The sequence below is a fragment of the Paracoccus jiaweipingae genome (assembly GCF_044335505.1).
Classification (GTDB): domain Bacteria; phylum Pseudomonadota; class Alphaproteobacteria; order Rhodobacterales; family Rhodobacteraceae; genus Paracoccus.
Genome location: NZ_JBISBS010000003.1, coordinates 272,514 through 295,071 on the forward strand (window position 1 = coordinate 272,514; position 22,558 = coordinate 295,071).

20 protein-coding genes are annotated in these 22,558 nt (G+C 68.0%); 8 read left to right on the plus strand and 12 right to left on the minus strand.

The genetic code is table 11. From position 1 onward, the window contains the following. Nucleotides 1–223 precede the first annotated feature (223 nt). From ACFXP9_RS07555 to ACFXP9_RS07570, 4 genes are read right to left on the minus strand one after another with little or no spacing between them, the layout of a single operon-like run. On the minus strand, nucleotides 224–2,338 hold the full coding sequence (locus ACFXP9_RS07555; protein WP_397206913.1) for a hypothetical protein: 2,115 nt from the start codon (nucleotides 2,336–2,338) through the stop codon (nucleotides 224–226). Beyond that, on the minus strand, nucleotides 2,335–5,310 hold the full coding sequence (locus ACFXP9_RS07560) for a DUF4159 domain-containing protein (protein WP_397206911.1): 2,976 nt from the start codon (nucleotides 5,308–5,310) through the stop codon (nucleotides 2,335–2,337). Before ACFXP9_RS07560 ends, ACFXP9_RS07555 begins: the two co-directional genes overlap by 4 nt. Continuing rightward, nucleotides 5,310–6,170 carry a DUF58 domain-containing protein gene (locus tag ACFXP9_RS07565; protein ID WP_397206909.1) on the minus strand — a complete coding sequence of 287 codons (861 nt, stop codon included), beginning with the start codon at nucleotides 6,168–6,170 and terminating at the stop codon, nucleotides 5,310–5,312. Before ACFXP9_RS07565 ends, ACFXP9_RS07560 begins: the two co-directional genes overlap by 1 nt. Beyond that, entirely contained in the window at nucleotides 6,167–7,171 is a 1,005-nt protein-coding gene (locus ACFXP9_RS07570) for an AAA family ATPase (protein ID WP_397206907.1), read from the minus strand. The genes ACFXP9_RS07565 and ACFXP9_RS07570 overlap by 4 nt, the downstream gene beginning before the upstream one ends. A gap of 117 nt (nucleotides 7,172–7,288) precedes the next feature. On the opposite strand from ACFXP9_RS07570, the gene ACFXP9_RS07575 reads away from it, so the two are divergent. The 5 genes from ACFXP9_RS07575 (at nucleotide 7,289) to ACFXP9_RS07595 (ending at nucleotide 11,411) form a co-directional block, all read left to right on the plus strand. Then, the gene (locus tag ACFXP9_RS07575; protein WP_397210152.1) at nucleotides 7,289–7,813 is read left to right on the plus strand and encodes a DUF1285 domain-containing protein; all 525 of its coding nucleotides are present in this window, start codon (nucleotides 7,289–7,291) and stop codon (nucleotides 7,811–7,813) included. Then, nucleotides 7,813–8,631: a hydroxypyruvate isomerase family protein gene (locus ACFXP9_RS07580; protein ID WP_397210128.1), complete on the plus strand. Its 819-nt coding sequence runs from the start codon at nucleotides 7,813–7,815 to the stop codon at nucleotides 8,629–8,631. The genes ACFXP9_RS07575 and ACFXP9_RS07580 overlap by 1 nt, the downstream gene beginning before the upstream one ends. A gap of 233 nt (nucleotides 8,632–8,864) precedes the next feature. Beyond that, entirely contained in the window at nucleotides 8,865–10,685 is a 1,821-nt protein-coding gene (typA, locus tag ACFXP9_RS07585) for a translational GTPase TypA (protein ID WP_397206904.1), read from the plus strand. 71 nt (nucleotides 10,686–10,756) lie between these two features. Next, on the plus strand, nucleotides 10,757–11,152 hold the full coding sequence (locus tag ACFXP9_RS07590) for a hypothetical protein (RefSeq protein ID WP_397210130.1): 396 nt from the start codon (nucleotides 10,757–10,759) through the stop codon (nucleotides 11,150–11,152). Next, nucleotides 11,139–11,411: a hypothetical protein gene (locus ACFXP9_RS07595; RefSeq protein WP_397210132.1), complete on the plus strand. Its 273-nt coding sequence runs from the start codon at nucleotides 11,139–11,141 to the stop codon at nucleotides 11,409–11,411. Before ACFXP9_RS07590 ends, ACFXP9_RS07595 begins: the two co-directional genes overlap by 14 nt. 96 nt (nucleotides 11,412–11,507) lie before the next feature. Here ACFXP9_RS07595 and purU read toward each other — a convergent pair whose 3' ends face one another. The 7 genes from purU to rpiA all read right to left on the minus strand — a co-directional run bounded on the left by purU (nucleotide 11,508) and on the right by rpiA (nucleotide 19,133). Next, entirely contained in the window at nucleotides 11,508–12,392 is an 885-nt protein-coding gene (gene purU / locus ACFXP9_RS07600; protein ID WP_397206900.1) for a formyltetrahydrofolate deformylase, read from the minus strand. A gap of 7 nt (nucleotides 12,393–12,399) precedes the next feature. After that, on the minus strand, nucleotides 12,400–12,723 hold the full coding sequence (locus ACFXP9_RS07605; RefSeq protein WP_397206898.1) for a 2Fe-2S iron-sulfur cluster-binding protein: 324 nt from the start codon (nucleotides 12,721–12,723) through the stop codon (nucleotides 12,400–12,402). A 141-nt stretch (nucleotides 12,724–12,864) separates the two neighbouring features. Beyond that, nucleotides 12,865–14,421, minus strand: coding sequence for a DegQ family serine endoprotease (locus ACFXP9_RS07610; RefSeq protein ID WP_397206896.1), 1,557 nt, complete (start codon nucleotides 14,419–14,421; stop codon nucleotides 12,865–12,867). Between the two features lie 222 nt (nucleotides 14,422–14,643). Further along, nucleotides 14,644–15,684: a protease modulator HflC gene (hflC, locus tag ACFXP9_RS07615; RefSeq protein WP_397206894.1), complete on the minus strand. Its 1,041-nt coding sequence runs from the start codon at nucleotides 15,682–15,684 to the stop codon at nucleotides 14,644–14,646. Between the two features lies 1 nt (nucleotide 15,685). Then, nucleotides 15,686–16,852, minus strand: coding sequence for an FtsH protease activity modulator HflK (hflK, locus tag ACFXP9_RS07620; RefSeq protein WP_397206892.1), 1,167 nt, complete (start codon nucleotides 16,850–16,852; stop codon nucleotides 15,686–15,688). Between the two features lie 197 nt (nucleotides 16,853–17,049). Next, on the minus strand, nucleotides 17,050–18,411 hold the full coding sequence (gorA, locus tag ACFXP9_RS07625; RefSeq protein ID WP_397206890.1) for a glutathione-disulfide reductase: 1,362 nt from the start codon (nucleotides 18,409–18,411) through the stop codon (nucleotides 17,050–17,052). Then, entirely contained in the window at nucleotides 18,408–19,133 is a 726-nt protein-coding gene (gene rpiA, locus ACFXP9_RS07630) for a ribose-5-phosphate isomerase RpiA (RefSeq protein ID WP_397206888.1), read from the minus strand. Before rpiA ends, gorA begins: the two co-directional genes overlap by 4 nt. Before the next feature lie 235 nt (nucleotides 19,134–19,368). Here rpiA and ispF point away from each other — a divergent pair, with 235 nt between their 5' ends. Genes ispF through ACFXP9_RS07645 form a run of 3 tightly spaced genes read left to right on the plus strand, consistent with a single transcriptional unit; the run spans nucleotide 19,369 to nucleotide 21,535 of the window. Further along, nucleotides 19,369–20,526: a 2-C-methyl-D-erythritol 2,4-cyclodiphosphate synthase gene (gene ispF, locus ACFXP9_RS07635; RefSeq protein WP_397206886.1), complete on the plus strand. Its 1,158-nt coding sequence runs from the start codon at nucleotides 19,369–19,371 to the stop codon at nucleotides 20,524–20,526. Continuing rightward, a complete protein-coding gene (locus ACFXP9_RS07640) occupies nucleotides 20,526–21,020 on the plus strand; it encodes a phosphatidylglycerophosphatase A family protein (protein WP_397206884.1) in 495 nt (164 codons plus the stop codon). The genes ispF and ACFXP9_RS07640 overlap by 1 nt, the downstream gene beginning before the upstream one ends. Then, on the plus strand, nucleotides 21,017–21,535 hold the full coding sequence (locus tag ACFXP9_RS07645; protein ID WP_397206882.1) for a CinA family protein: 519 nt from the start codon (nucleotides 21,017–21,019) through the stop codon (nucleotides 21,533–21,535). The genes ACFXP9_RS07640 and ACFXP9_RS07645 overlap by 4 nt, the downstream gene beginning before the upstream one ends. On the opposite strand, the gene ACFXP9_RS07650 is transcribed toward ACFXP9_RS07645, so the two are convergent. Continuing rightward, on the minus strand, nucleotides 21,511–22,542 hold the full coding sequence (locus ACFXP9_RS07650) for a threonine aldolase family protein (protein ID WP_397206880.1): 1,032 nt from the start codon (nucleotides 22,540–22,542) through the stop codon (nucleotides 21,511–21,513). The two genes, ACFXP9_RS07645 and ACFXP9_RS07650, sit on opposite strands and share 25 nt — an antisense overlap. Nucleotides 22,543–22,558: the final 16 nt, after the last annotated feature.

The following is a 22,558-nucleotide window of genomic DNA, read 5'->3' on the forward strand; positions in this document are numbered from 1 at the left end:
TCACCCGGCACGGGCCGTCACGGCGCATCCCCGCCCGCGCCGCAAGACGTTTACCGCTGACGCATCGCCGCCGAAAAGTCAGCTTTTGCCAGCCGCGTGGCTGTTCCGCCTGCCGCAAGGGGTCAGCCGGCCCCGGACAGGTCAGCCGACGATCTGCCAGCCCCTTCCAGGTTTCAGCCACCGCATATATCCCGGCCCGGGCCAGCTGGCGCGAAACCCCGCCTCAACGCCCGTCATAGCCGCGCCAGCGCATCGCCCGGCCCCGGCCCTCGGCCAGCCATCCGGCCAGCGCCGCCCCCGCGATCAACAGCAGCCACAGCCCGTCCGGCAACAGCGGCCGCCGCCCGGTCGCGCCCTGCCGCGCGGCATCGCGCGGGGTAATCGCGATCCAGTCACCGCCCACGCCGCGCCCATGCGCCCGCCGCCCCGGTGCGACCTGCCGGATCCGGGGCATCCCGTCCGACAGCGCCAGCACCGCCCCGCCGGTGGCCTGTGCCAGCGGGGCCATGGCCGCGCCATCGGCCAGCGTTTGGGCATATTCGCGCGGCGCCGCCGGTCCCAGCACCACCACCCGGTCCAGATCGCCCTGCCGCAGCCGGTACAGCCCCGGCGCGGGCGCGGTCCAGTCGGCCTGAAAGCGGCCCTCGGCCACCCGCGCCAGCCGCAGGTGCCGGGTGCTGCCATCGGGGGCAGTGATGGTCACCGGCCCGGCATGGTCGGCCAGCGTGCGCCGGGTGACGCGCAGCACCAGCCCGTCACCGGGGGTGTCAAGGGACAGGGCCTCTTCCTCAAGCTCGGTTTCCTGCATCGACCAATGCGCGATACGGCGCAGCAATTCCAGCTGCGGGCCGCCGCCCTCGAAGCCGCGATCCCACAGCCAGACCTGATCGCTGGCCAGCATCGCCACCCGGCCCTTGCCAGCGCGCGACAAGATCAGCAGCGGCGCGCCCGCGCCATCCGACATCACCACCTGCGCCCCGGCCCGCGCCGTCACCGCCACCCGCCGCAGCCAGCGCCCCCAGCTGGCGGGCTGGTCTGGCGTGCCCGCCCCCGGCAGCCCCGCCGTCACCGGGTGGCGCCGCCCGGCGGCGGTCAGCACCGGACGGAAGGGCGCATCCACCACCTGCCCCGAGGGCTGTGCCGGCAGGATCGCCCCAAGCGGCGACAGGTTCAGCCCCTCGACCGTGGCCATTTCCGGGCCGCCCGCGACCAGCACCGCCCCGCCATCGCGGACATAGCGGGTGATGCGGTCGAAATAATCCGGTGGCAGGATGCCGCGCACGCGATAGCGGTCAAAGATGATCAGGTCGAAATCGTCGATCCGCTGCATGAACAGGTCATCCACCGGAAACGGGATCAGCGCCATTTCATCCACCGGCACGCCATCGCCGCGATCAGGCGGGCGCAGAATGGTGAAATGGATCAGGTCCACCGCCGGGTCCGATTTCAGCAGGTTGCGCCATGTCCGTTCCCCGGCATGGGGCTGGCCCGAAACCAGCAGCACCCGCAGCCGGTCGCGCACCCCCTGAATGGTGATCGCGGCGGCATCGTTGCGCGCGGTCAGTTGCGGCGGCGAGGCCTGCGGCACCGTCATCTGGATGGCGACCACATTCGGGCCGCCGTGGTCCGGCGTCACGCGCAGCGCCAGCGGCTGGCCGGGCAGCGCCTGAACCTGCCGCGCCGGTCCGCCATCGACGGTAACGCTTAACGTCACCGGCTGACCGGCCAGCGCCGGGGGAACAGCCCCCTGATCCTGAACCCGCAGCCGCAGGGTCACTGGCTGGCCGATCAGGCCAAAGCCCGGGGCCTCGTCCACCACCAGCCGCCGGTCCCAGTCGCCGGGCCGACCGGTCAGCAACAGGTGAAACGGCGCCGGCAGGGTTTGCGGCAGCGCGCCCGCATCATGCAGCCGCCCGTCGCTGACCGCGATCACCCCGGCCAGCCGCACCGAAGGTTCCGCCGCCACCGCCTTCGCAATGGCCGCCCCCAGCAGGGTGCCGTCCGGGTCGTCGCCCACCGTCACCCGGCGCAGATCGGCATCGGGCAGCGCCTGCGTGATCGTCGCCACCGCCGCGTCCATTTGCGCCGCCCGCCCCGGCAGGCGCTGGCTGGCGCTGCGGTCCTCGGCCAGAATCACGATATCGCGCAGCGGCTGGCGGGCGGCCTGTTCCAGCGCCGGTCCCGACAGCGCCGCCGCCACCAGCGCCAGCGCCAGCCCGCGCCACGGCCAGCCGCGAAGCCCGCGCCAGAATGCCAGCGCCGCCACCAGCAGCGCCAGCCCCGCCACCAGCGCCAGCCCCCAGACCGGCAGCGCCGGGTCAAAGACCAGCCGGGTCATGGCGCGCCCCCCGGTGTCGCATCCACGACCGGCCCGCCCCTATCCGGCCCATCCGGCGCTGCACCGTCCCCGGACGCAGCCCCGGCCCGCCCTTCGGCCCGCAGCCGGTCCAGCAGCGCGGGCACATGGACCTGATCGGATTTGTAATTTCCGGTCAGCACATACATCACCAGATTGATGCCAAATCGAAACGCCATCTCGCGCTGGTGTTCGCCCTCAAGCCCGCGCCCCACCACCACCAGCGGCAGGCCGCGATCATCGACGGCCCAGGCATCGGCCCAGGCATTGCCGCCGATCAGCACCGGCGAGACCCCGTCATTGAGGTCACGAAACGGCGCCCCGTCCCGGCGGTCCAGATGGCGCGGGGCCTCGGCCCAAAGCGGCGCATCGGCAAAGCGGCCCGGAAAGCCCTGCAACAGGTAAAAGCTGCGGGTCAGCACATGATCGCCCGGCACCGGCGCCAGCGGCGGCACATCCAGCGGCGCGGCCAGCGCCTGCAAGGCGGCCTGTTGGTCGGGGCCGCCAAGCCCCGCCAGATCGCCATCGCGGGTGTCAAACAGGATCACGCCGCCACGCTGCAAAAACCGGTTCAGCCGCAGATAGGCGCGGAAATCCGGCACCGGCTGATCCGGCGTTACCGGCCAATACAGCAGCGTCAGCAGCGACAGATCATCCACCTCAAGATCCACGGCCACGGGGTCGCCAGGGTCCACGGCACTGCGCATTGCCAGCGTATCCGACAAGCCGCGCAGCCCGCGATAAGACATCTCGTCAAGCCCGGCATCGCCGGTCTGGACAAAGGCCAGCGCGAATTGCCCCGCCGCCGCCACCAGACGCGGGTCTGGCTGGTCCGGGGTCGGGTCATCGGCACCAAGACCGTCCCCCGCCGGATCACCAGCCATCTCGGGGGCCGGTTCGCTGCCGGGGCTTGCGGCGGGGCGGGTCAGCCCGGTCTGCGGCGGGGCGGGCTGTGCCTGCGCGCCGGGGACCGGAAGCGTGACCAACAGCACCAACAGCGCCGCCATGCGACCCCCGCGCAGCCGGGGGCGCCAGCCACCACCGCGCCCGCCTTGCCGCCCGCCCCGGTGCAGGGCCGCGCTGGCCAGCAGGTCCACCACCAGCAGCACCGCCATCGCGGCCAGCAGCCACGGGCGCAGCGCCACCCCGCTGGCGCGGCTGGCGTGGCGGATCTGCGCCCCCGGCCAGTCGGCACGGACCAGTTCAGTCCCCGCATTCAGCGCCAGCCGCCGCTGACCCGCGGCATAGATCCCCGCCGGTCGCCCCGGTCCCGCACCCGCCGCCAGATCAGCCGCCCGCACCGGCGCAATGGCAGTGGGGGGCCGGGGCTGGCCAAAGCCATCCAGCACGGTTTCGGCCTGCCACAGCCCGGCATCACCCGGTTGCGCCGCCGCGCCCTGCCCGCGCCGGGCGCTGGCCACCAGCCGGTCCAGCATCTGCACGAACACCCCGGAAATCGGCAGCCCCGACCAGTCGGGATTGGCGGTGACGTGAAACAGCACCACCTGCCCCTGCCCCTGAACCCGCCGCGTCACCAGCGGCGTGCGGTCCGACAGGGCGGCAAGGACATGGCCGGCCAGATCGGGCGCGGGTTCGGGCATCAGCTGTGCGCGCACCTGAACCTCGGGCGGGGCGGACAGACCGGCAAACACGCCCTGCGGGTCAAACGGCGCCAGCCCGCGCGGGTCGCCCCAGCTTAGCGCGCCGCCAATGTCGCGGCCACCGGGGCGCAGCGTGACCGGCATCAGCGGCTCGGCCGACAGGTCGGGGTCAGCGGCCAGCACCGGCCCGGCAAAGCGGATCAGCAGCCCCCCCGCCGAGACCCAGTCGCCAAGCGCCCCGGCCTGTGCGCCGACCGGTTCATCCACAAGCACGATCACGTCAGGCGCGGCGCGCAGCACATCGGCCAGCCCGCCCTCGATCAGGTCGGTGGCGGGGGCCAGCGCCTGACGCAGGTAATGCAGCGGCGACAACAGCGCCTGTGCCTCGTCGCCACGGGCATCGCCCACCAAGGCCAGCTTGCGCCGCCGCACCCGGTCATCGGCCAGCACCACCGCCCCGGCAGACGCCACCCCTTTCAGCGCAAAGCGGCTGATCCGGTTGCGCAATTCCGGTGGCAGGTCGATCGGCACCGCGGCCATTCGAATGCCGTCACGGGTCTGCGCCGGACCCGGTGGCAGGTCAGCCAGCGGACGCAGAATGCCCTGCGGGTCGGGACCGATGGCCTGAACCACCGGAGCCGCCCCCACCGGCCAGACCAGACGCAGCGCCCCGCCATCCGGCGCCCCCGGCATCAGGGCCGGGGCAGGCAAGGCGGGCGGCACGACCGTCACATCCCCGCGCGCGCGCAGCGCCGCCAGCCAGTCGGCACGGCCCGGATGATCCACCCCATCGCTGACCCACAGCGTGTCAAGCGCCGCCGGCAACCCCGCCAGCGCCGCCTGCGGATCGGGCGGATAGGCCGTGGCCCATGGCTGGGGCTGCGCGGCGGCGGCGCGGGCGATCAGCGCCTCGGGCGTGCCGGTCACCAGCGCGTCGGGACCGCCATCGGCCAGCAACAGCCCAACCGCCCGCCCCGGACCCGCCGCCCCGCGCAGGGCGCGCAGGGCCTGCCCCCGCGCCAGATCCCAGCCCGGCGCCGCCGCCCAACCGGCATCCAGCACCACCATCAGCGGGCGGGGGCTGCGGGCCTCGGTCAGGGGGCGCCAGACCGGCCCGGCAAAGGCCAGAATCGCCAGCCCCAGCGCCGCGCAACGCAGCAGCATCAGCCACAGCGGCGTGCGCCGGGCCTGCGGATGCGGGTCGGTCAGCCCGGCCAGCAAAGCCGTGGCCGGAAAGACGATGCGGCGCGGGGCCGGTGGCGTGGCCCGCAGGATCAGCCACAGCAGCGGCAGCGCCAGCCCGGCCAGCAACAGCCATGGCGCGGTCAGTCCAAGCGGGCCAAGAACCAGCATCAGACCTCCAGCGCGGCGGCCATGCGGGCAAGCGCCGGGGCCGGGTCGGATTGCGTGTCATGCTGTTCAAACCGCCAGCCACAGCGCGCCGCCAGATCGCGCAGGTTGTCGCGGCGCTGCGCCAACCGCGCCAGATAAGCCGCGCGCAGCCCCCCGGCATCCCGCGTCAGACGCGCTGGTCCATCAGGTCCGGCACCGGCGAAATGGATATGGCCCTGAAAGGGAAAGCTGTCCTCGTCCGGGTCAGTGACCTGAACCAGCAGACCGGTCAGCCCTGACCTTGCAGCAGATTCAAGGAAATCCGTGTAAACAGCCACATCATCGAAGAAATCTGAAAACAGGACCAGATGCGATCCGGGACGCAGACCGGCATCGGCACCGGGGCGCAGCGCGGTGCCGGGGATCAGCCCCGCCGCCAGCCGCGTCGCCTGCGCCGCCCCGCCGCGTGGCGGCTGCCCCAGCGCCGCGACCCGTTCACCGCCGCGCAGCAACACCAGCCCCAGCGCCAGCGCCAGCAACGCCGCCCGGTCGCGCTTGGTCGGGCGCCCCGGCCCGCCGCGCCAGTCCATGCCCGGCGCCGGGTCCAGCCACAGCGCGGCGCTTTGGGCCTGCTGTGCCTCGCGGTCGCGCACGAAGCGGGCGTCGGAACGGGCGCTGCGGCGCCAGTCGATGCTGCGGGCGCTGTCGCCGGGGGCCGCCGGGCGGTATTGCCAGAAATCCTCGCCGCTGCCGGCGCGGCGCATCCCATGCGCGCCGGGGGCCAGCACCGCCGCCAGCCGTTCCGCCGCCAAAAGCAGCGCCGGCAGGCCAGCGGCCAGCGCCTCGGCCCGCGGGCGCAGATCGGGGGCGGGCTGGGTCATGCCGCGGCCAGTTGCGGTTGCAGCGCCAGCAGCCGGGCGATCACCGCCCCGACACTGTCGCCGCGCGCCCGCGCCGCAAAGCCAAGCGCCATGCGGTGGCGCAGCACCGGCGCGGCCATGGCGGCCACGTCATCCAGCGTCGCCGCAAAGCGGCCATTCAGCGCCGCCCGCGCCCGCGTCACCAGCATCAGCGCCTGCGCCGCGCGCGGCCCCGGTCCCCAGACCAGCATATCGGACAGCCAGTCGGGGGCCTCGGGGGCGCCGGGCCGGGCGGCGCGCACCAGATCGAGGATCGCCGCCACCACGTCCTCGCCCACCGGCATCTGGCGGATCAGCCGCTGCGCATCCAGCAGCCCCTGCGCGTCAAACACCGTATGGGCCTGCCCCAGCCCGGCACCGGTGGTGGCCAGCAGGATGTCGCGTTCGGTGTCGCGGTCGGGATAGCCGACCTCGACCTGCAACAGGAAGCGGTCCAGCTGTGCCTCGGGCAGCGGATAGGTGCCTTCCTGTTCGATCGGGTTCTGGGTCGCCAGCACATGAAACGGTCGCCCCAGCGGGCGGTGCTGACCGGCGACGGTGACCTGCCCTTCCTGCATCGCCTGCAACAGCGCCGACTGGGTGCGGGGGCTGGCGCGGTTGATCTCGTCCGCCATCAGCAGGCGGGTAAAGACCGGCCCCTCGACAAAGCGGAAATGGCGGCGGCCCTGATCGTCGCTGTCCAGCACCTCGGAGCCAAGAATATCGGCGGGCATCAGGTCGGGGGTGAACTGGATGCGCGCCTGATCCAGACCCAGAACCGTGGCCAGCGTGTCGACCAGCATGGTCTTGCCAAGCCCCGGCTGACCGACCAGCAGCGCGTGCCCGCCCGACAGGATGGCCGCCAGCACCTGTTCGACCACGTCATGCTGACCGACAAAGCGCTGTTCGACGCTGGCGCGGGCCCTGGCCAGCCGGGCGGTCAGCGTTTGCACTTGGTTAACCAGATTCGCATCCACCGGCATGACAAGACCCTTGTTTTGCGTTATCAGCAGCATAATCGACCAAAGAAAGCGCCGCCACAACCGATGGGCCAGAAAGACGACAGCCACGGGGCCGATCCCGCCGCCCCCCCGCGCAATATGATGCAGGATATCGCCGATGCCACCGGCGATAGCCGCCTGCGCGGGCCGGCGCCGGTGCATCTGTGGAACCCGCCCTATTGCGGCGAAATGGATCTTGAGATCCGCCCCGATGGCAGCTGGGTGCATGAGGGCACGCCGATTGGCCGCCCCGCGCTGGTGCGCCTGTTCGCCAGCGTCCTCAAGCGCGAGGGGGATCGGTTCTTTCTGGTCACGCCGGTGGAAAAGCTGGGAATCCGGGTCATCGACGCGCCGTTTCTGGCCATTGACGCCGATATTACCCCGGATTGCATCACCCTGACCACGAATGTGGACGACCGCGTGACCGCCGGGCCGGACAACCCGATCCGCGTCGCCACCGGGGATGATGGCACCCCGCGCCCCTATGTCATGGTGCGCGCGGGACTTGAGGCACTGATCGACCGCAAGAGCTTTTACCGCCTGGCCGATGCCGCGGCACCGGGGCCGGACGGGCGCATCGGCGTGACCTCGCAAGGTTGTTTCTTCGCGCTGGAGGGGGGGTAATGGCCCGTTTTGCCGCGAATCTGACCATGCTGTTCACCGAACGGCCGATGATGGACCGCTTTGCCGCCGCCCGCGCCGCCGGGTTTCAGGGGGTCGAGGTTCTGTTCCCCTATGATCTGCCGGCGCGCGATCTGGCAAAGGCGGCCCGCAAGGCCGGGGTCGAACTCGTGCTGATGAACACGCCGCCGCCGAACTGGGCCGGCGGGCCGCGCGGCTTTGCTGCCATTCCCGGCGGGGGCGAACGGTTCCGCCACGATTTTGCCCGCGCGCTGCAATTCGCGCAGGTGCTTCACGCCCGCCATATTCACGTCATGGCCGGTCGCGCCGAGGGGGCGGCAGCCCATACCGCCATGGTGGCCAATCTGCGTTGGGCCTGTGACCGCGCCCCCCATGCCAGCCTGACGATCGAGCCGCTGAATCAGACCGATATGCCGGGTTATTTCCTGTCCGATTTCGACCTTGCCGCCCAGATCATCGCAGAGGTCGGGCGCCCCAATCTGGGGCTGCAATTCGACGCCTACCACTGTCACCTGATCAATGGCGATGTGCTGGGGACATGGGCCCGCCACGCCGCGCTGGTGCGCCATATCCAGATCGCCGGCGCGCCGCTGCGCCATGAACCGCAGGACAGCGATATCGACTATGCGGCGTTTTTCCGGGCTGTCGATGCGGCGGGCTATCGCGGCTGGGTATCGGCGGAATATACGCCGCGCACCAATACCGCCGCCGGGCTGCGCTGGCTGCGTCAGCAAAACGACGATATGGCACAATCGCGCCCCGGGTCGGGAACCGGGCCGCTCGCAACTTCGTTACCGTGACGAAGGCCAGAACCGGCCGATGCATGGTTAACAAGGAGTATGTCATGAATTCGATTATCTATCTGGTGGGGCTTGTCGTCGTCGTCCTGTTCATCCTTGGGGTGCTGGGGCTGCGTTAAGCCGGTCACCAGACCGCGAAAAGGGGCGCCCGTGGCGCCCTTTTTTCATATCTTGGCTGGTCTTTTTGCCGCATCCGCGTTAGGGGGGCGCCAATCTCTGAAAAAGGCGCGCTTATGGACATTCGCAATATCGCGATCATCGCCCACGTTGACCACGGCAAAACCACGATGGTCGACCAGCTTCTGAAGCAATCCGGCAGCTTCCGTGAAAATCAGGCCGTCGCGGAACGCGCGATGGACAGCAACGATCTGGAACGCGAACGCGGCATTACCATTCTGGCCAAGGCGACCTCGGTCGAATGGAAAGGCACCCGCATCAACATCGTCGACACCCCCGGCCACGCCGATTTCGGCGGCGAGGTCGAACGCATCCTGTCGATGGTGGATGGCGTCTGCCTGCTGGTCGATGCCGCCGAAGGCCCGATGCCGCAGACGAAATTCGTTACCTCCAAGGCGCTGGCGCTGGGTCTGCGCCCGATCGTGGTGCTGAACAAGGTCGACAAGCCCGCCGCCGACCCCGACAATGCCCTGAACGAGGTGTTCGACCTGTTCGCCAATCTGGGCGCAAATGACGAACAGCTTGATTTCCCCCATCTTTACGCCAGCGGCATTGGCGGTTGGGCGGACGAGGCGCTGGACGGCCCGCGCAAGGACCTGTCGGCGCTGTTCGACATGATCCTGACCCATGTGCAGCCGCCCAAACAGATCCAGCACAAGGACGAACCGTTCCGGATGCTGGCCGTCACCCTTGGCGCGGATAACTTCCTTGGCCGGATGCTGACCGGTCGCGTCGAATCCGGCACCGCGCGGGCCGGCGATACCGTCAAGGCGCTGTCGCGCAATGGCGAGCGGATCGAACAGTTCCGCATCAGCAAGGTTCTGGCCTTTCGCGGCCTGACCCAGCAGCCCATTGAAGAGGCCGTGGCAGGCGATATCGTGACGCTGGCGGGGATGGCCAAGGCCACCGTGGCCGACACCATCTGCGCCCCCGAGGTCGAGACCGCGCTGGACGCACAGCCCATCGACCCGCCCACCATCAGCGTGACCTTCGGCATCAACGATTCGCCGCTGGCCGGGCGTGATGGCAGCAAGGTCCAGTCCCGCGTCATCCGCGAGCGGCTGATGAAAGAGGCCGAATCCAACGTCGCCATCAAGGTCGAGGACACCCCCGGCGGCGAGGCTTTCGTCGTCAGTGGCCGCGGCGAATTGCAGATGGGCGTGCTGATCGAGAACATGCGCCGCGAGGGGTTCGAGCTGTCGATTTCCCGCCCCCGCGTGATCTTCCGCGAGGAAGACGGCCAGCGCATGGAGCCGGTGGAAGAGGTCATCATCGACGTCGACGATGAATATACCGGCGCGGTCATTGAAAAGCTGACCGGCGACCGCAAGGGCGACCTGGTCGAGATGAAGCCCGCCGGTCACGGCAAGACCCGCATCGTGGCGCATGTGCCCTCGCGCGGGCTGATCGGCTATCACGGCGAATTCATGACCGACACCCGCGGCAACGGGGTGCTGAACCGCATCTTCCACGGCTGGACCCCTTACAAGGGTGCCATTCAGGGCCGCCGTCAGGGCGTTCTGATCAGCATGGAGGACGGCGAATCGGTCGCCTATGCGCTGTGGAACCTGGAAGAGCGCGGCAAGATGTTCATCGGCGCGCAGGAAAAGGTCTATCAGGGCATGATCATCGGGGAACATTCCCGCGATAACGACCTGGAGGTGAACCCGCTGAAGGGCAAAAAGCTGACCAACGTGCGGGCATCGGGCACGGACGAGGCCGTCCGCCTGACCCCGCCCGTCCGCATGAGCCTTGAGGAATCCATCGCCTATATCGACGATGACGAACTGGTCGAGGTGACGCCCAAACACATCCGGCTGCGCAAGCGCCATCTGGACCCGCATGAACGTAAACGCGCGGCCCGCGCCGAGGGCTGAAACCATCTATTGACGACACGCCCTGCGGGTATCGTATGATACTCGCAGGCTTTTTTATTGGTAACGGGGATATGGACAGCGACCTGTCGACCGGCACACAGGCCGGGAATCACTTTAACCGTCTGATCGAGGCCGCGGCTGACCTGATCTCAGGCGGCAATCTGACCTGCTTTCCGACGATGGCCGTGATTGCCGAACGCGCCGGGTTGACCGAGGCCCGCGCGGTCGAGCTGTTCAGCAACAGCGAAAACCTGCTGAACACCGTCGCGCAGCAGGGGATGATCCGCCTGAACGATATCTCGACCCGGATGACCGCGCGGGTTCCCGCCGGCGACCTGATCGGTCAGGTCGAGGCGCTGTCCCTCAGCTATCTGATATGGTCGGTGGAAAATCCCGGCCTGTTCGTTCTGGTCAGCCAGCGCAATATCTCGGATATTTCTGCGGCAGGGCGATGTGGAACGCTATGACGAGGGGATTCGCCTGCTGCTGACGCGGCTGCTGGTTCGGGCGCGTGAACAGGGGCTGTTGCCGCCGCAGACCGATATCAATCGCAAATTACTGGCGTTGCGCAGCATGTTATACGGTCTGGCGCGGATGCATCTGGACCGGCATTTGCTGAACTGGATGCCACAGGATGCCGATATCACCCAGATGCTGACCGATACGGTGCGCGATTTCGTGCGTCACGACACATTCCGCGACGCCGACACGACGCGCCCCGGCTGAACCACGCCCGGCAGGCAAAACCGTCAGGGCAAGGCACGAAAAAGGGGCACCCAGCGGGTGCCCCTTTGGCATCTGCTGCGGGCATTGCCGCCGCCTTCAGCCCATGCGTTCGCTGACATATTCGCCGGGGCTGGCGGGAAAGACCACAGTGCGGCTGGCATTCAGGAACACCCGGTGGTGAATATGGGCATGGATGGCGCGGGCCAGCACCTGTGCCTCGACATCGCGGCCAAGGGTGACGTAATCGGCCGCCGATTGGGCATGGGTCACGCGCACCGTGTCCTGTTCGATGATCGGTCCTTCATCCAGATCGGCGGTGACATAATGCGCCGTCGCGCCGATCAGCTTGACCCCGCGTTCATAGGCCTGCTTATACGGATTCGCCCCTTTGAAACTGGGCAGGAAGGAATGGTGGATATTGATGATCCGCCCCGACATGCGCGCGCACAGCTTGTCTGACAGGATCTGCATGTAACGCGCCAGCACCACCAGTTCGGTGCCGGTTTCCTCGACCACCTGCATCAGCCGGGCCTCGGCCTCGGGCTTGTTGTCGCGGGTGACCTTGATGTGGTGGAAGGGGATGTCGTGATTGACCACCAGTTTCTGATAGGTCAGGTGATTGGACACCACACCGACAATGTCGACCGGCAAGGCCCCGATCTTCCAGCGATACAGCAGGTCGTTCAGACAGTGGCCGAAATTCGACACCATCAGCAGCACCTTCATCCGCGCGCCGGCATCATGCAGCGCCCAATCCATGCCAAAGCTTTCGGCGGTGGGACCGAAGGCGCGGCGCAGCTGATCACCACCCGCCCCCTGTTCCGAGGTAAAGCTGACGCGCATGAAAAAGCGCCGGCTTTCCATATCGTCGAACTGGGCGCTGTCGGTAATATTGCACCCCTGCTCGGCCAGAAACCCCGATATGGCGGCAACGATCCCGCGCTGGGTGGCGCAGGTGATGGTCAGGACGAAATCCGACATCGGGACCTCAGATCTGTTTGACCGGCAGGTTAACGACCAGCCCGTCCAGATCGGCGGTGACCTTGATCTGGCAGGTCAGGCGCGAGGTCGCGGGATCGGGCTGATAGGCGAAATCCAGCATATCCTCTTCCATCGGGTCTTTGGCCGGCAGCCGGTCAACCCATTCGGGCGCCACATAGACATGGCAGGTCGAGCACGCACAGGCGCCGCCGCAATCGGCATCAATGCCGGGCACGCCATTGTCGCGCGCGCCTTCCATCACCGTCATGCCGGGCGCGACATCGACCTCGTGCTTGGTGCCGTTATGTTCGATATAAATGATCTTGGCCATATTGGTTCCCCTTGCTTTGCGTCAGATAGGCCATCACGGCGGGCAGGAAAACCCCCCGCGAGGCGATGAAAAAACCGGGCGATCATGACGACCGCCCGGCAGGCAGACCCGGTTCACGGCGGAACCGGTCAGGATTGGCTGTTATTTGTCCCCGTCAACCGGCAGGGCCAGGAAATGCGGCTCGCCATTGCGGCGGATCAGCAGCAGCACCGATTTGCGCCCGGCCTTGCGGGCTTCGTCAATGCGGTCCTGCACATCTTTCAGGCTGGCGACCGGCTGTTGCCCGGCCTCGGTGATCAGGTCACCCGCGGCCAGCCCCTTGTCAGCGGCCACGCCATCGGGGGCGACCTCGCGCACGACCAGACCGGTGGTGCCGGGGGCAATGCCCATCTGATCGGCCATTTCGGGGGTCAGGGGCGTCAGGGTCATACCCAGCAGATCGCCCCTGGCGTTGCCATTGCCAGCCCCCGAACCGGCATCGTCGGTGCCTTCGGCCAGTTCGCGACGCCCCAGCGTGACCTTCAGCGTTTCGGTCTTGCCATTGCGCAGCACAGTCAGGTCCACCGCCTGCCCGACCGGTGCATCGGCCACCCGGCGCACCAGATCGCGGGTATCCTTGACCTCGCCGCCGTCAAAGCTGGTGATGACATCACCGGCCTTGATCCCGGCTTCCAGCGCCGGGCCGGTGGGCACATCGGTGACCATCGCTCCCTGCCCGCCATCAATGCCCAAGGCGTCGGCCATATCCGGGGTCACGTTCTGGATCTTGACCCCCAGCCAGCCGCGCCGGGTTTCGCCAAACTGGCTTAGCTGGTCGACCACCTTGCTGACCACATTCGAGGCCATGGAAAATCCGATCCCGATACTGCCGCCATTTGGTGACAGGATGGCGGTGTTCACGCCTACGACCTCGCCGTTCATGTTAAACAGCGGGCCGCCGGAATTGCCGCGATTGATGGCGGCATCGGTTTGCAGATAATCGTCATAAGTGCCCGACAATTCGCGGTTGCGCGCCGAGATGATCCCCGAGCTGGCCGAAAAGCCCTGCCCCAGCGGGTTCCCCAGCGCCAGCACCCAATCGCCCACGCGGGCGCGGTCACTGTCACCGAACTTGACAAAGGGCAGGTCCGTGCCCTCGACCTTCAGCAGCGCGATGTCGGTTTTGGGGTCGGTGCCGATCACCTTGGCCGGACGCTTGCCGCCATCCTTGAATTCGATCTCGATCTCGTCCGCGCCGTCGATGACGTGGTTATTGGTCACGATATAGCCATCGGCCGAAATCACAAAGCCCGACCCCAGCGCATTCGACCGCTGCTGGGTCATCGGTCCGCCCTGCCCGTCGCGGCCCTGCGGCATTCCGGGAAAGCCGAAATCGCGGAACAGATCACCGAAGGGGCTGTTTTCGGGAAAGCCGGGGAACGGGCTGGCCGGGGTCGAAACCACCGATGTGGTGGTGATATTGACCACCGCCGGGCTGACCTGTTCGACCAGATCGGCAAAACTGTCGGGCATCACCTGTGCGCGCTTGGCCGGGGTGTCGGGGGCCGACAGCGGCGCATTGCGGTTGGCGGCGCCGGGGGCATCCGTCACCGGGGCGGCCTGCTGTGCGGCCAGCGGGGCGGCAGCCAGCGCCAGCGCCAGCGACGACACCGTCAACAGGTGGCGCGGCGACAGAAGACGGGGGGTGGGAAAGCTCATCTGATCGTCCTTTGCGTTCGGGGTCCGTGGCCAGGCCCGGCCACGGGGACAACATGCTTGATATGAAAAGGATTTCGGCCCGCGTTGCAAGAAATCCACGCTCGCGCGTGATGAACTGATCGTGACTGGCAAAACCGGGTCTGGCAAGAGTTTGCCGATGAAAAACGGGGCGCGGACCCGCAGATCCGCGCCCCGTTCGTGAGGACCGTCACAACCGCGCGATTACTGCGCGGGGACCGGGGCGTCGGGAATCGGGTCCGTCGCGGCCTCGGGTTCGGTTTCGGATGCGGCGGCGTCGGGCTGTGCCCCGGCACCCTGCGCGTTGCCCTTGCCGGTATCGGCATCCGGTGCCGCTGGCGCTGGCGCCGGGTTGGCGCGGTCGCCGCCATCGCTGCGCAGATAGTCAAAGAATTCGCCCTCGGGGGCGATGACAAGCTGCGAATTGCCCGGCTGCAAGGCCCGCTCGTACGAGGTCATTGACCGCGTGAAGGCAAAGAATTCCGGGTCGCGCCCAAAGGCCTCGGCATAGATGGCGTTGCGGCGGGCATCGGCCTCGCCGCGCACGACCTCGGCCTTTTTGCGCGCTTCCGAGGTCAGCTCGACCACGGTGCGGTCGGCGCTGGCGCGGATGCGCTGCGCGGCCTCGCCACCACGGGCGATTTCGTCGGCGGCCTCACGCTCGCGCTCGGCTTTCATGCGGGCATAGGTGGCTGACAGGTTCTGCTTAGGCAGGTCGGTGCGGGTCAGGCGCACGTCGATGATATCGACCCCAAGGTTGGCGGCGTTCTTGCGCGCCTCGTCGCGGATCTGGTTCATCAGCGCGGTGCGGTCATCCGACAGCACAGCGGTCGAGGGCACGGTGCCCAGAACCTCGCGGATGGCGTTGTTCAGGATCGGCTCCAGCCGGTTCATCGCGGTGTCGATCCCGCCGGACCCGACGGCGCGGCGGAACTGGACCGTGTCGGCAATGCGCCAGCGGGCAAAGGCGTCCACGATCAGGCGACGGTCGTCCAGCGGTGTGACCTCTTGCGAGTCGCGCGTCGACAGGCCCAGAATCCGGTCGTCATAACGCGCCACCTGATCCAGAAACGGCACCTTGAAGCCCAGCCCCGGTTCGGTGCGCACATCGACCACCCGGCCAAGCCGCAACACCAGCGCCTTTTCACGCTCGTCCACGATATAGACCGAGGACAGCCCGACCACGAAAGCCGCGACCACCGCCGGAAGGGCAAAGGCAGCAAGGGTTCGTTTTGCGTTCGCCATGTTATTTGCCCTCCACGGTTTTTTGACTGCTGCGCAGCTGGTCCAGCGGCAGATAGGGCACCACGCCGGTGCCGTTCTGGCCCTCGCCAAGGATGACCTTATCGACGCCACCCAGAACTTTTTCCATGGTTTCCAGATACATGCGGCGGCGCGTCACCTCGGGTGCCTTGACATATTCATCATAGACCGAGTTAAAGCGCGCGGCCTCGCCTTCGGCGCCGTTGACGGCCTGCGCGCGATAGGCTTCGGCCTGTTCGACCACGGATGCGGCCTCGCCGCGGGCGGCGGCCAGAACCCGGTTGGCATAGGCGTCGGCCTCTTTGGTCAGCCGGTCGCGTTCTTGTTGCGCGGCCTGCACCTCGCGGAAGGCGTCGATCACCTCGCTTGGCGGGTCGGCGCGGTCAAGGTTGACGCGAACCACGTTGATCCCGGACTGATAGCTGTCCAGCGTGGCCTGAACACTGGCCTTCAGGTCATTGCCAATGGCGCCACGGTCGCGGTTCAGGATCGGGGCCAGTTCAGAACGCGCGATAATGTCGCGCATCGACGATTCCGCCACGGCGCGGATGGTGTCGCGCGGATCGGCCAGATTGAACAGGTATTTTTCCGGGTCCGAGATATTCCAGACCACCTGATATTCCATATCGACGATGTTCTGGTCGCGGGTCAGCATCAGCCCGTTATCGGCGGTGCCGTTGCGACCGGTGCCGATCTCGGTCACGCGTTCATCGGTGACGGGCACGATTTCAGCGGTCACGAATGGCCAAGGGGCAAAATTGAGGCCCTCGTCACCAACGCCGATCGCCTCTCCGAACAGGAATTCGACGCTTTTTTCGTTGGTCTGGACGCGGTAAAAGCTGACAAAAGCCCACAGGCCGATCAGCACCAGCGCGATAATGCCCCAGCTGCCGCGCCCAAGCTGCGGCAACTGGCCGCCCGGCTGGGACCCGCGCCCGCCGCCCGAGCCACCCTTGCCGCCCATCAGAACGCGCAGGCGTTCCTGACCCTTGCGCATCAGATCCTCGATCTCGGGGGATTGTTCGCCGCGCGGGCCTTGCGGACGCGGTGCGCCCGGCTTGCCCCAGGGCTGGTTGCCCCCTTCGGGGCGCTTGTCGCCACCCCGGTCATCCCCACCGCTGCCACCGCCCCAGGGGCCTTGATTAGCCATGCGTTCCGCCTTTTTCTTGCCACTTCACGTCAGGGTGAAAACTGGGGTCGCAGGCCCGAAAGTCAAGCCCGCGCGTGCCCTAAACCTGTCAGCGCCCGGACCTGTCAGGCCCGCACCCGCCTTGGCCCAGAGCGTTCCGGCCCGAATCTGTCAGGCCAATCCTCTTCGGCCCGCCAGCTGCCACACCGGGCCAGCCCTCAGCCGATGCGGCGGCTGGGGCTGCGCATGGTCACCAGTTCCTCGGCCAGCGTGGGATGCACGGCGCAGGTGGCGTCGAAATCCTCTTTCGTGGCGCCCATGCCGATGGCCACCGCCGCCAGCTGGATCATCTCGCCGGCTTCGGGACCGAAGATGTGGCACCCCAGCACTTTGCGGCTGTCGACCGCGACCAGCAGCTTCATCTGAACCCGCGCCTCGGACCCGGCAAACAGGGTGCGCATCGGGCGGAAGGCGGTCTGAAACACCTCGACCGGGCCGGTCTGCGCGGCCTCCTCCTCGGTCAGGCCGACGGTCGCCAGCTCGAACGGGCGGGTATAGACGGCGCTGGCGATCAGGCTGTGATCAACCTTGCGCGGGGTGGCGCCAAAGATGGTATCGGCAAAGGCGTGACCCTCGCGGATGGCGACCGGGGTCAGGTTCACCCGGTCGGTGACATCGCCCACCGCAAAGATGGAGGGAATATTGGTCTGGGAATAATCATCGACAATGACCTGCCCCTTGTCCCCCAGCCGGACCCCGGCCTGTTCCAGCCCCAGCCCCTTGGTATAGGGTGACCGTCCGGTGGCAAAGAACACCGCGTCATGGTCGGTGCTGTCGCCGTCGCGGTAATGGGCGCGGATGCCGGTATCGGTCTTTTCCAGCCGGGTGATGACCGTGCCGCAGCGCAGATCGACGCCGATGCCGCGAATCTGCTGGGTCACGGCATCGCGCCCGTCCTGATCAAAGCCGCGCAGCAGGCTGTCGCCGCGATAGGACAGCGTCACCGCCGACCCCAGCCCGTTCAGGATGGTGGCATATTCGCAGGCGATGAACCCGCCCCCCACCACCAGCGCGCGCGCGGGCATTTCGGGCAGATCGAACAGATCGTCCGAGATCAGCCCCAGTTCCTCGCCCTCGATGCCGGGCAGTTGCGGGCGGCCACCGACCGCGACCAGAATATGTTTGGCGCTGTGGCGGCTGCCATCGGCCAGTTCGACCGTGTGGGGGTCAACGACCATGGCGCGCTGTTTGAACAGCACCCCGCCTGCGGCCTCGTAATTGCGGGTATAAGCGGCCTCGAGCCGCGACAATTCGGTATGCAGCCTGGCGCGGAAGGCGGGCCAGTCAAAACTGCCCATCTGCGCCGACCAGCCATAGCCCCGCGCCAAACCCACCAGTTCCGGCGCTTCCGAGGCAAAGATCATCAGCTTTTTGGGCACGCAGCCGCGAATGACACAGGTGCCGCCCATGCGGCTTTCCTCGGCCAGGGCGACGCGGGCGCCGTGCTGTGCGGAAATGCGCGCCGCGCGCACCCCGCCCGAGCCGCCGCCAATCACGAACAGGTCGAAATCGAAGCTCATGCCACATCCTCTGCTGTCAGTTCCGTCACCGTGCCATCGGCATGACCGATCAGCGCCAGACGGCAGATATTCAGAAACAGCCCGTTTTCAACCACGCCCGGCAGTTCGTTCAGCGCTGCGGCCAGATCATGGGGATAGGGAATTTCCTCTAGCGCGAGGTCAAGGATGACATTGCCCTCGTCGGTGCGCATCACCTTGTCGTCGCGCCGGCGCAGCAGGATCGGGCGCTGGGTCAGGTCGAACCGGTCCAGCACCCGGCCAATCAGCGTCTTGGTGGTTTCCCAGCCAAAGGGGATCACCTCGACCGGCAGGTGAAAGGCGCCAAGGGTGTCGACGACCTTGTCCTGATCCGCGATCACCACCATCCGGTCCGAGGCCCGCGCCACGATCTTTTCGCGCAGCAAGGCGCCGCCGCCGCCCTTGATCAGGTTCAGGTCGGGGTCGATCTCATCCGCGCCGTCGATGGTCAGGTCCAGCCAGCCGATATCGTCCAGCGCCTCGACCGTCAGGCCAAGGCTGGTGGCCAGATCGGCCGTGACCTCGGAGGTGGCGGCGCAGCGCAGATTCAGCCCCTCGTCACGGGCGCGTTCGGCCAGACGGCGGACCATGAATGCCGCGGTCGAGCCGGTGCCAAGCCCAAGGCGCATCCCGTCTTGGACCAGCGCAACAGCGGCGCGGGCGGCGGCATCCTTGCAGGCCTCAGATGGGGTCAGGTCGGTCATGGCGATATTCCTGTGATGGCAGTGGGGTCACGGGCTGTATAACCGCGCCTGCGGCCAAGGGACAGGGCCAGTTGGGCACAGCCCGGTGGTGTGGCGTGGCGGGTGGGCCAAAGGGGGCCTGTGCGGCCCCCTCGGCGCGGGGCGCGCCTCACCCCCGCAAGGTATTTGTGACAGGCGCGAAGCGGGGTAAAGCCGTGGGCTGGCCATGCTGCGCGGCTTGGGTTAGCAGGGGCGTATGACACAGGATTATTCCGATATCGGCGTGATCGTCACCGCCGCGGGCAAAGGTCTGCGGGCCGGTGGCGGGGTTGCCAAGCAGTGGCAGTTGCTGGCCGGTCAGCCGGTGTTGGCGCGTTCGGTCGCGGCATTCGCGGGCTTTGGCCGGGTCGTCGTCGTCGTGCCTGCCGCCGATCTGGCGCAGGCGGCGGCGCTGTTTGGCGGTGGCGTCGTGCTGGTGGCTGGCGGCGAGACCCGGTCCGACAGCGTGCGCGCCGGGCTGGAGGCGCTGGAAAACGCCGGTTTGCGCCATGTGCTGATCCATGACGGGGCGCGGCCGCTGGTCCCGGCCGCCGTGATCGCGGGTGTCGTGTCGGCCCTGCGCGGCGGCGCGCGGGCAGCGGCGCCGGGGCTGGCGGTCAGCGATGCGCTGTGGCGCGGGGCGGATGGGGTGGTCACCGGGTTTGCGGCGCGCGACGGGCTGTTTCGGGCGCAGACCCCGCAGGGCTTTGCGCTGGCCGATATTCTGGCTGCGCATCGCGCCCATCCCACAGGGGCCGCCGATGATGTGGAACTGGCCCATCGCAGCGGACTGGCGGTGGCCATCACCCCCGGCTGCGAGGATAATCTGAAAATCACCTGGCCCGGCGATCTGGCGCGGGCCGGACGGTTATTGGCCGCAAAGGAGGGCGCGATGGATATTCGCCTTGGAAACGGTTTCGATGTTCATGCCTTCGGGGATGGCGATCACGTCATGCTGTGCGGGGTGCGGGTGGCACATTCGCGCGGGCTGGCCGGGCATTCCGATGCCGATGTCGGGATGCACGCGCTGACCGATGCGATTTATGGCGCGCTGGCGGCGGGCGATATCGGGCGGCATTTCCCGCCATCCGACCCGCAATGGAAGGGCGCGGACAGCGCGGTGTTTCTGGCCCATGCCGCGCAGATGGCCCGCGACAAGGGCTTTGCGCTTGGCAATGCCGATGTCACCCTGATCTGCGAACAGCCCAAGATCGGTCCCCATGCACAGGCCATGGCCGCGCGGCTGGCGCAGATCATCGGCACCGATATCGGCCGGATCAGCGTCAAGGCCACCACATCCGAGCGGCTTGGCTTTACCGGGCGCGAGGAAGGCATCGCCGCGCTGGCCACCGCCACCCTGATCGGGGGGGCGTGATGGACCGGCTTTTGGCGACGTGGTTCGGGATTGGCTGGCTGAAGCCCGCATCCGGCACATGGGGCAGCGCGGCAGCGGTGCTGCTGGCGCTGGGGCTTTACCGGCTGGGGCATGTCTGGCTGTTGGCCGCGGCAACGCTGGCGGTGACGCTGGCGGGGTTTTGGGCGGTGCGGCGCTATACCGCTGCGATGACCGACAAGGACCGCAGCGAGATCGTGATTGACGAGGTCGCGGGCCAGTGGCTGGCGCTGTGCTTCCCCGCCGCCGGGTTCTGGATGGCCGGGCTGGGGGTGACGCAGTTTCCCTATCCGGGCTGGGTCGCGGCATTCGTGTTTTTCCGCCTGTTCGACATCTGGAAGCCGTGGCTGGTGGGCGCGGCCGACCGGCGCGGTGACGCCGATGGGGTGATGATCGACGATCTGTGGGCGGGGCTGTTTGCCGGGATCGCCACGCTTGCCGCCGCCGCTTTCGCGCATCTGGTGGTGATGGCATGAGCACGGGCGATTTCATCCTGCCGCCCTCGGGCCTCGCGCGGGATGTGCTGGCGCGGGCACGGCAGCAGGGCGTCACCATCGCCACTGCCGAAAGCTGCACCGGGGGGTTGATCGCGGCGGCGCTGACCGCCGTGGCCGGGTCGTCTGACGTGGTCGATCGCGGCTTTGTCACCTATTCCAACGCCGCCAAGCAGGACATGCTGGACGTGCGCGCCGCCACCCTGACCGCCTTTGGCGCGGTCAGCGAACAGGTCGCCGCCGAAATGGCGCAGGGCGCGCGCGACCGATCCGGCGCGGCGCTGGCGGTGTCGGTCACCGGCATCGCCGGGCCGGGCGGGTCAGGGCATAAACCCGAAGGCAGGGTCTGTTTCGGGCTGGCCTCAGCGGCGGGGCTGCACACCGAAACGGTCGAGTTCGGCGCCATTGGCCGCGACAGGGTACGCGCCGCCACGGTTGCCCATGCCCTGCAATTGTTGCGCGGGACGCTGGATCACAGCGCGTCCAGAAAGGCCTGAACCTCGGCCTCGGTCGTTGCCCAGGAACTGACCAGCCGCAGCGTCCCCTGCCCCGCATCATCGCCCGGTTGCGGCCAGTCGGCGGCCCGCAGCCCGGCACCGCGCAAACGCGCGATCAGCGGGCGCGGCAGGGTCACAAAGACCTCGTTCGCCTGCACCGGGGCCAGCGGCGCATGGCCCGCACGCACCAGCCCCCGCGCCAGACCGGCGGCCATCTGATTGGCCTGCCCGGCCAGCCGCAGCCACAGCCCGTCATTCAGATAGGCCAGCATCTGTGCGGCCAGAAACCGGTGCTTGGACCACAAATGCCCCGCCCGCATCCGCCGAAAGCGAAAATCGCGGGCCTGATCGGGGTTGAAAAAGATCACCGCCTCAAGCGCCATGCAGCCATTCTTGGTCGCGCCAAAGCTGACGGCATCCACGCCCGCCCGCCATGTCAGATCGGCCGGGCTGGCGCCGGTCGCGACAACCGCATTGGCAAAACGCGCCCCGTCCAGATGCACCGACAGCCCCGCCTGATGCGCCAGCGCGGTCAGCGCGGTCAGGCGCGCGGGGTCGTAAACCGTGCCCCATTCCGTCGCATTGGTCAGCGACAGCACAGCATTCACGCCGTCATGTTCGTCCTGCTGGGGATGCCCGACCAGCGCCTGTGCCAGCGTTTCAGGCAGGATGCGGCCATGCGGGCCGGGCAGCAGCGTCATCTGTGCGCCCCCCGCCATCCATTGCGGACCGCCGGATTCGCTGGTCTCGATATGGGCGGTGTCGTGGCAGAAGATCCGCCCCCAAGGCGGGCACAGCGACGATATCGCCAGCCCGTTCGCCCCCGTCCCCGAGGCGACCAGAAACACCTGCGCCTGCGGGGCCTCGAACAGGTCGCGCAGCCGGTCATGGGCCTGCGCCGTCAGCCGGTCATGCCCGTAAGAGGCCACATGCCCGTCATTGGCCGCCAGCAGCGCCGCCATAATATCGGGGTGAACGCCGGCGCAATTGTCAGAGGCGAAATTCATATCAAGACCTTTTCAA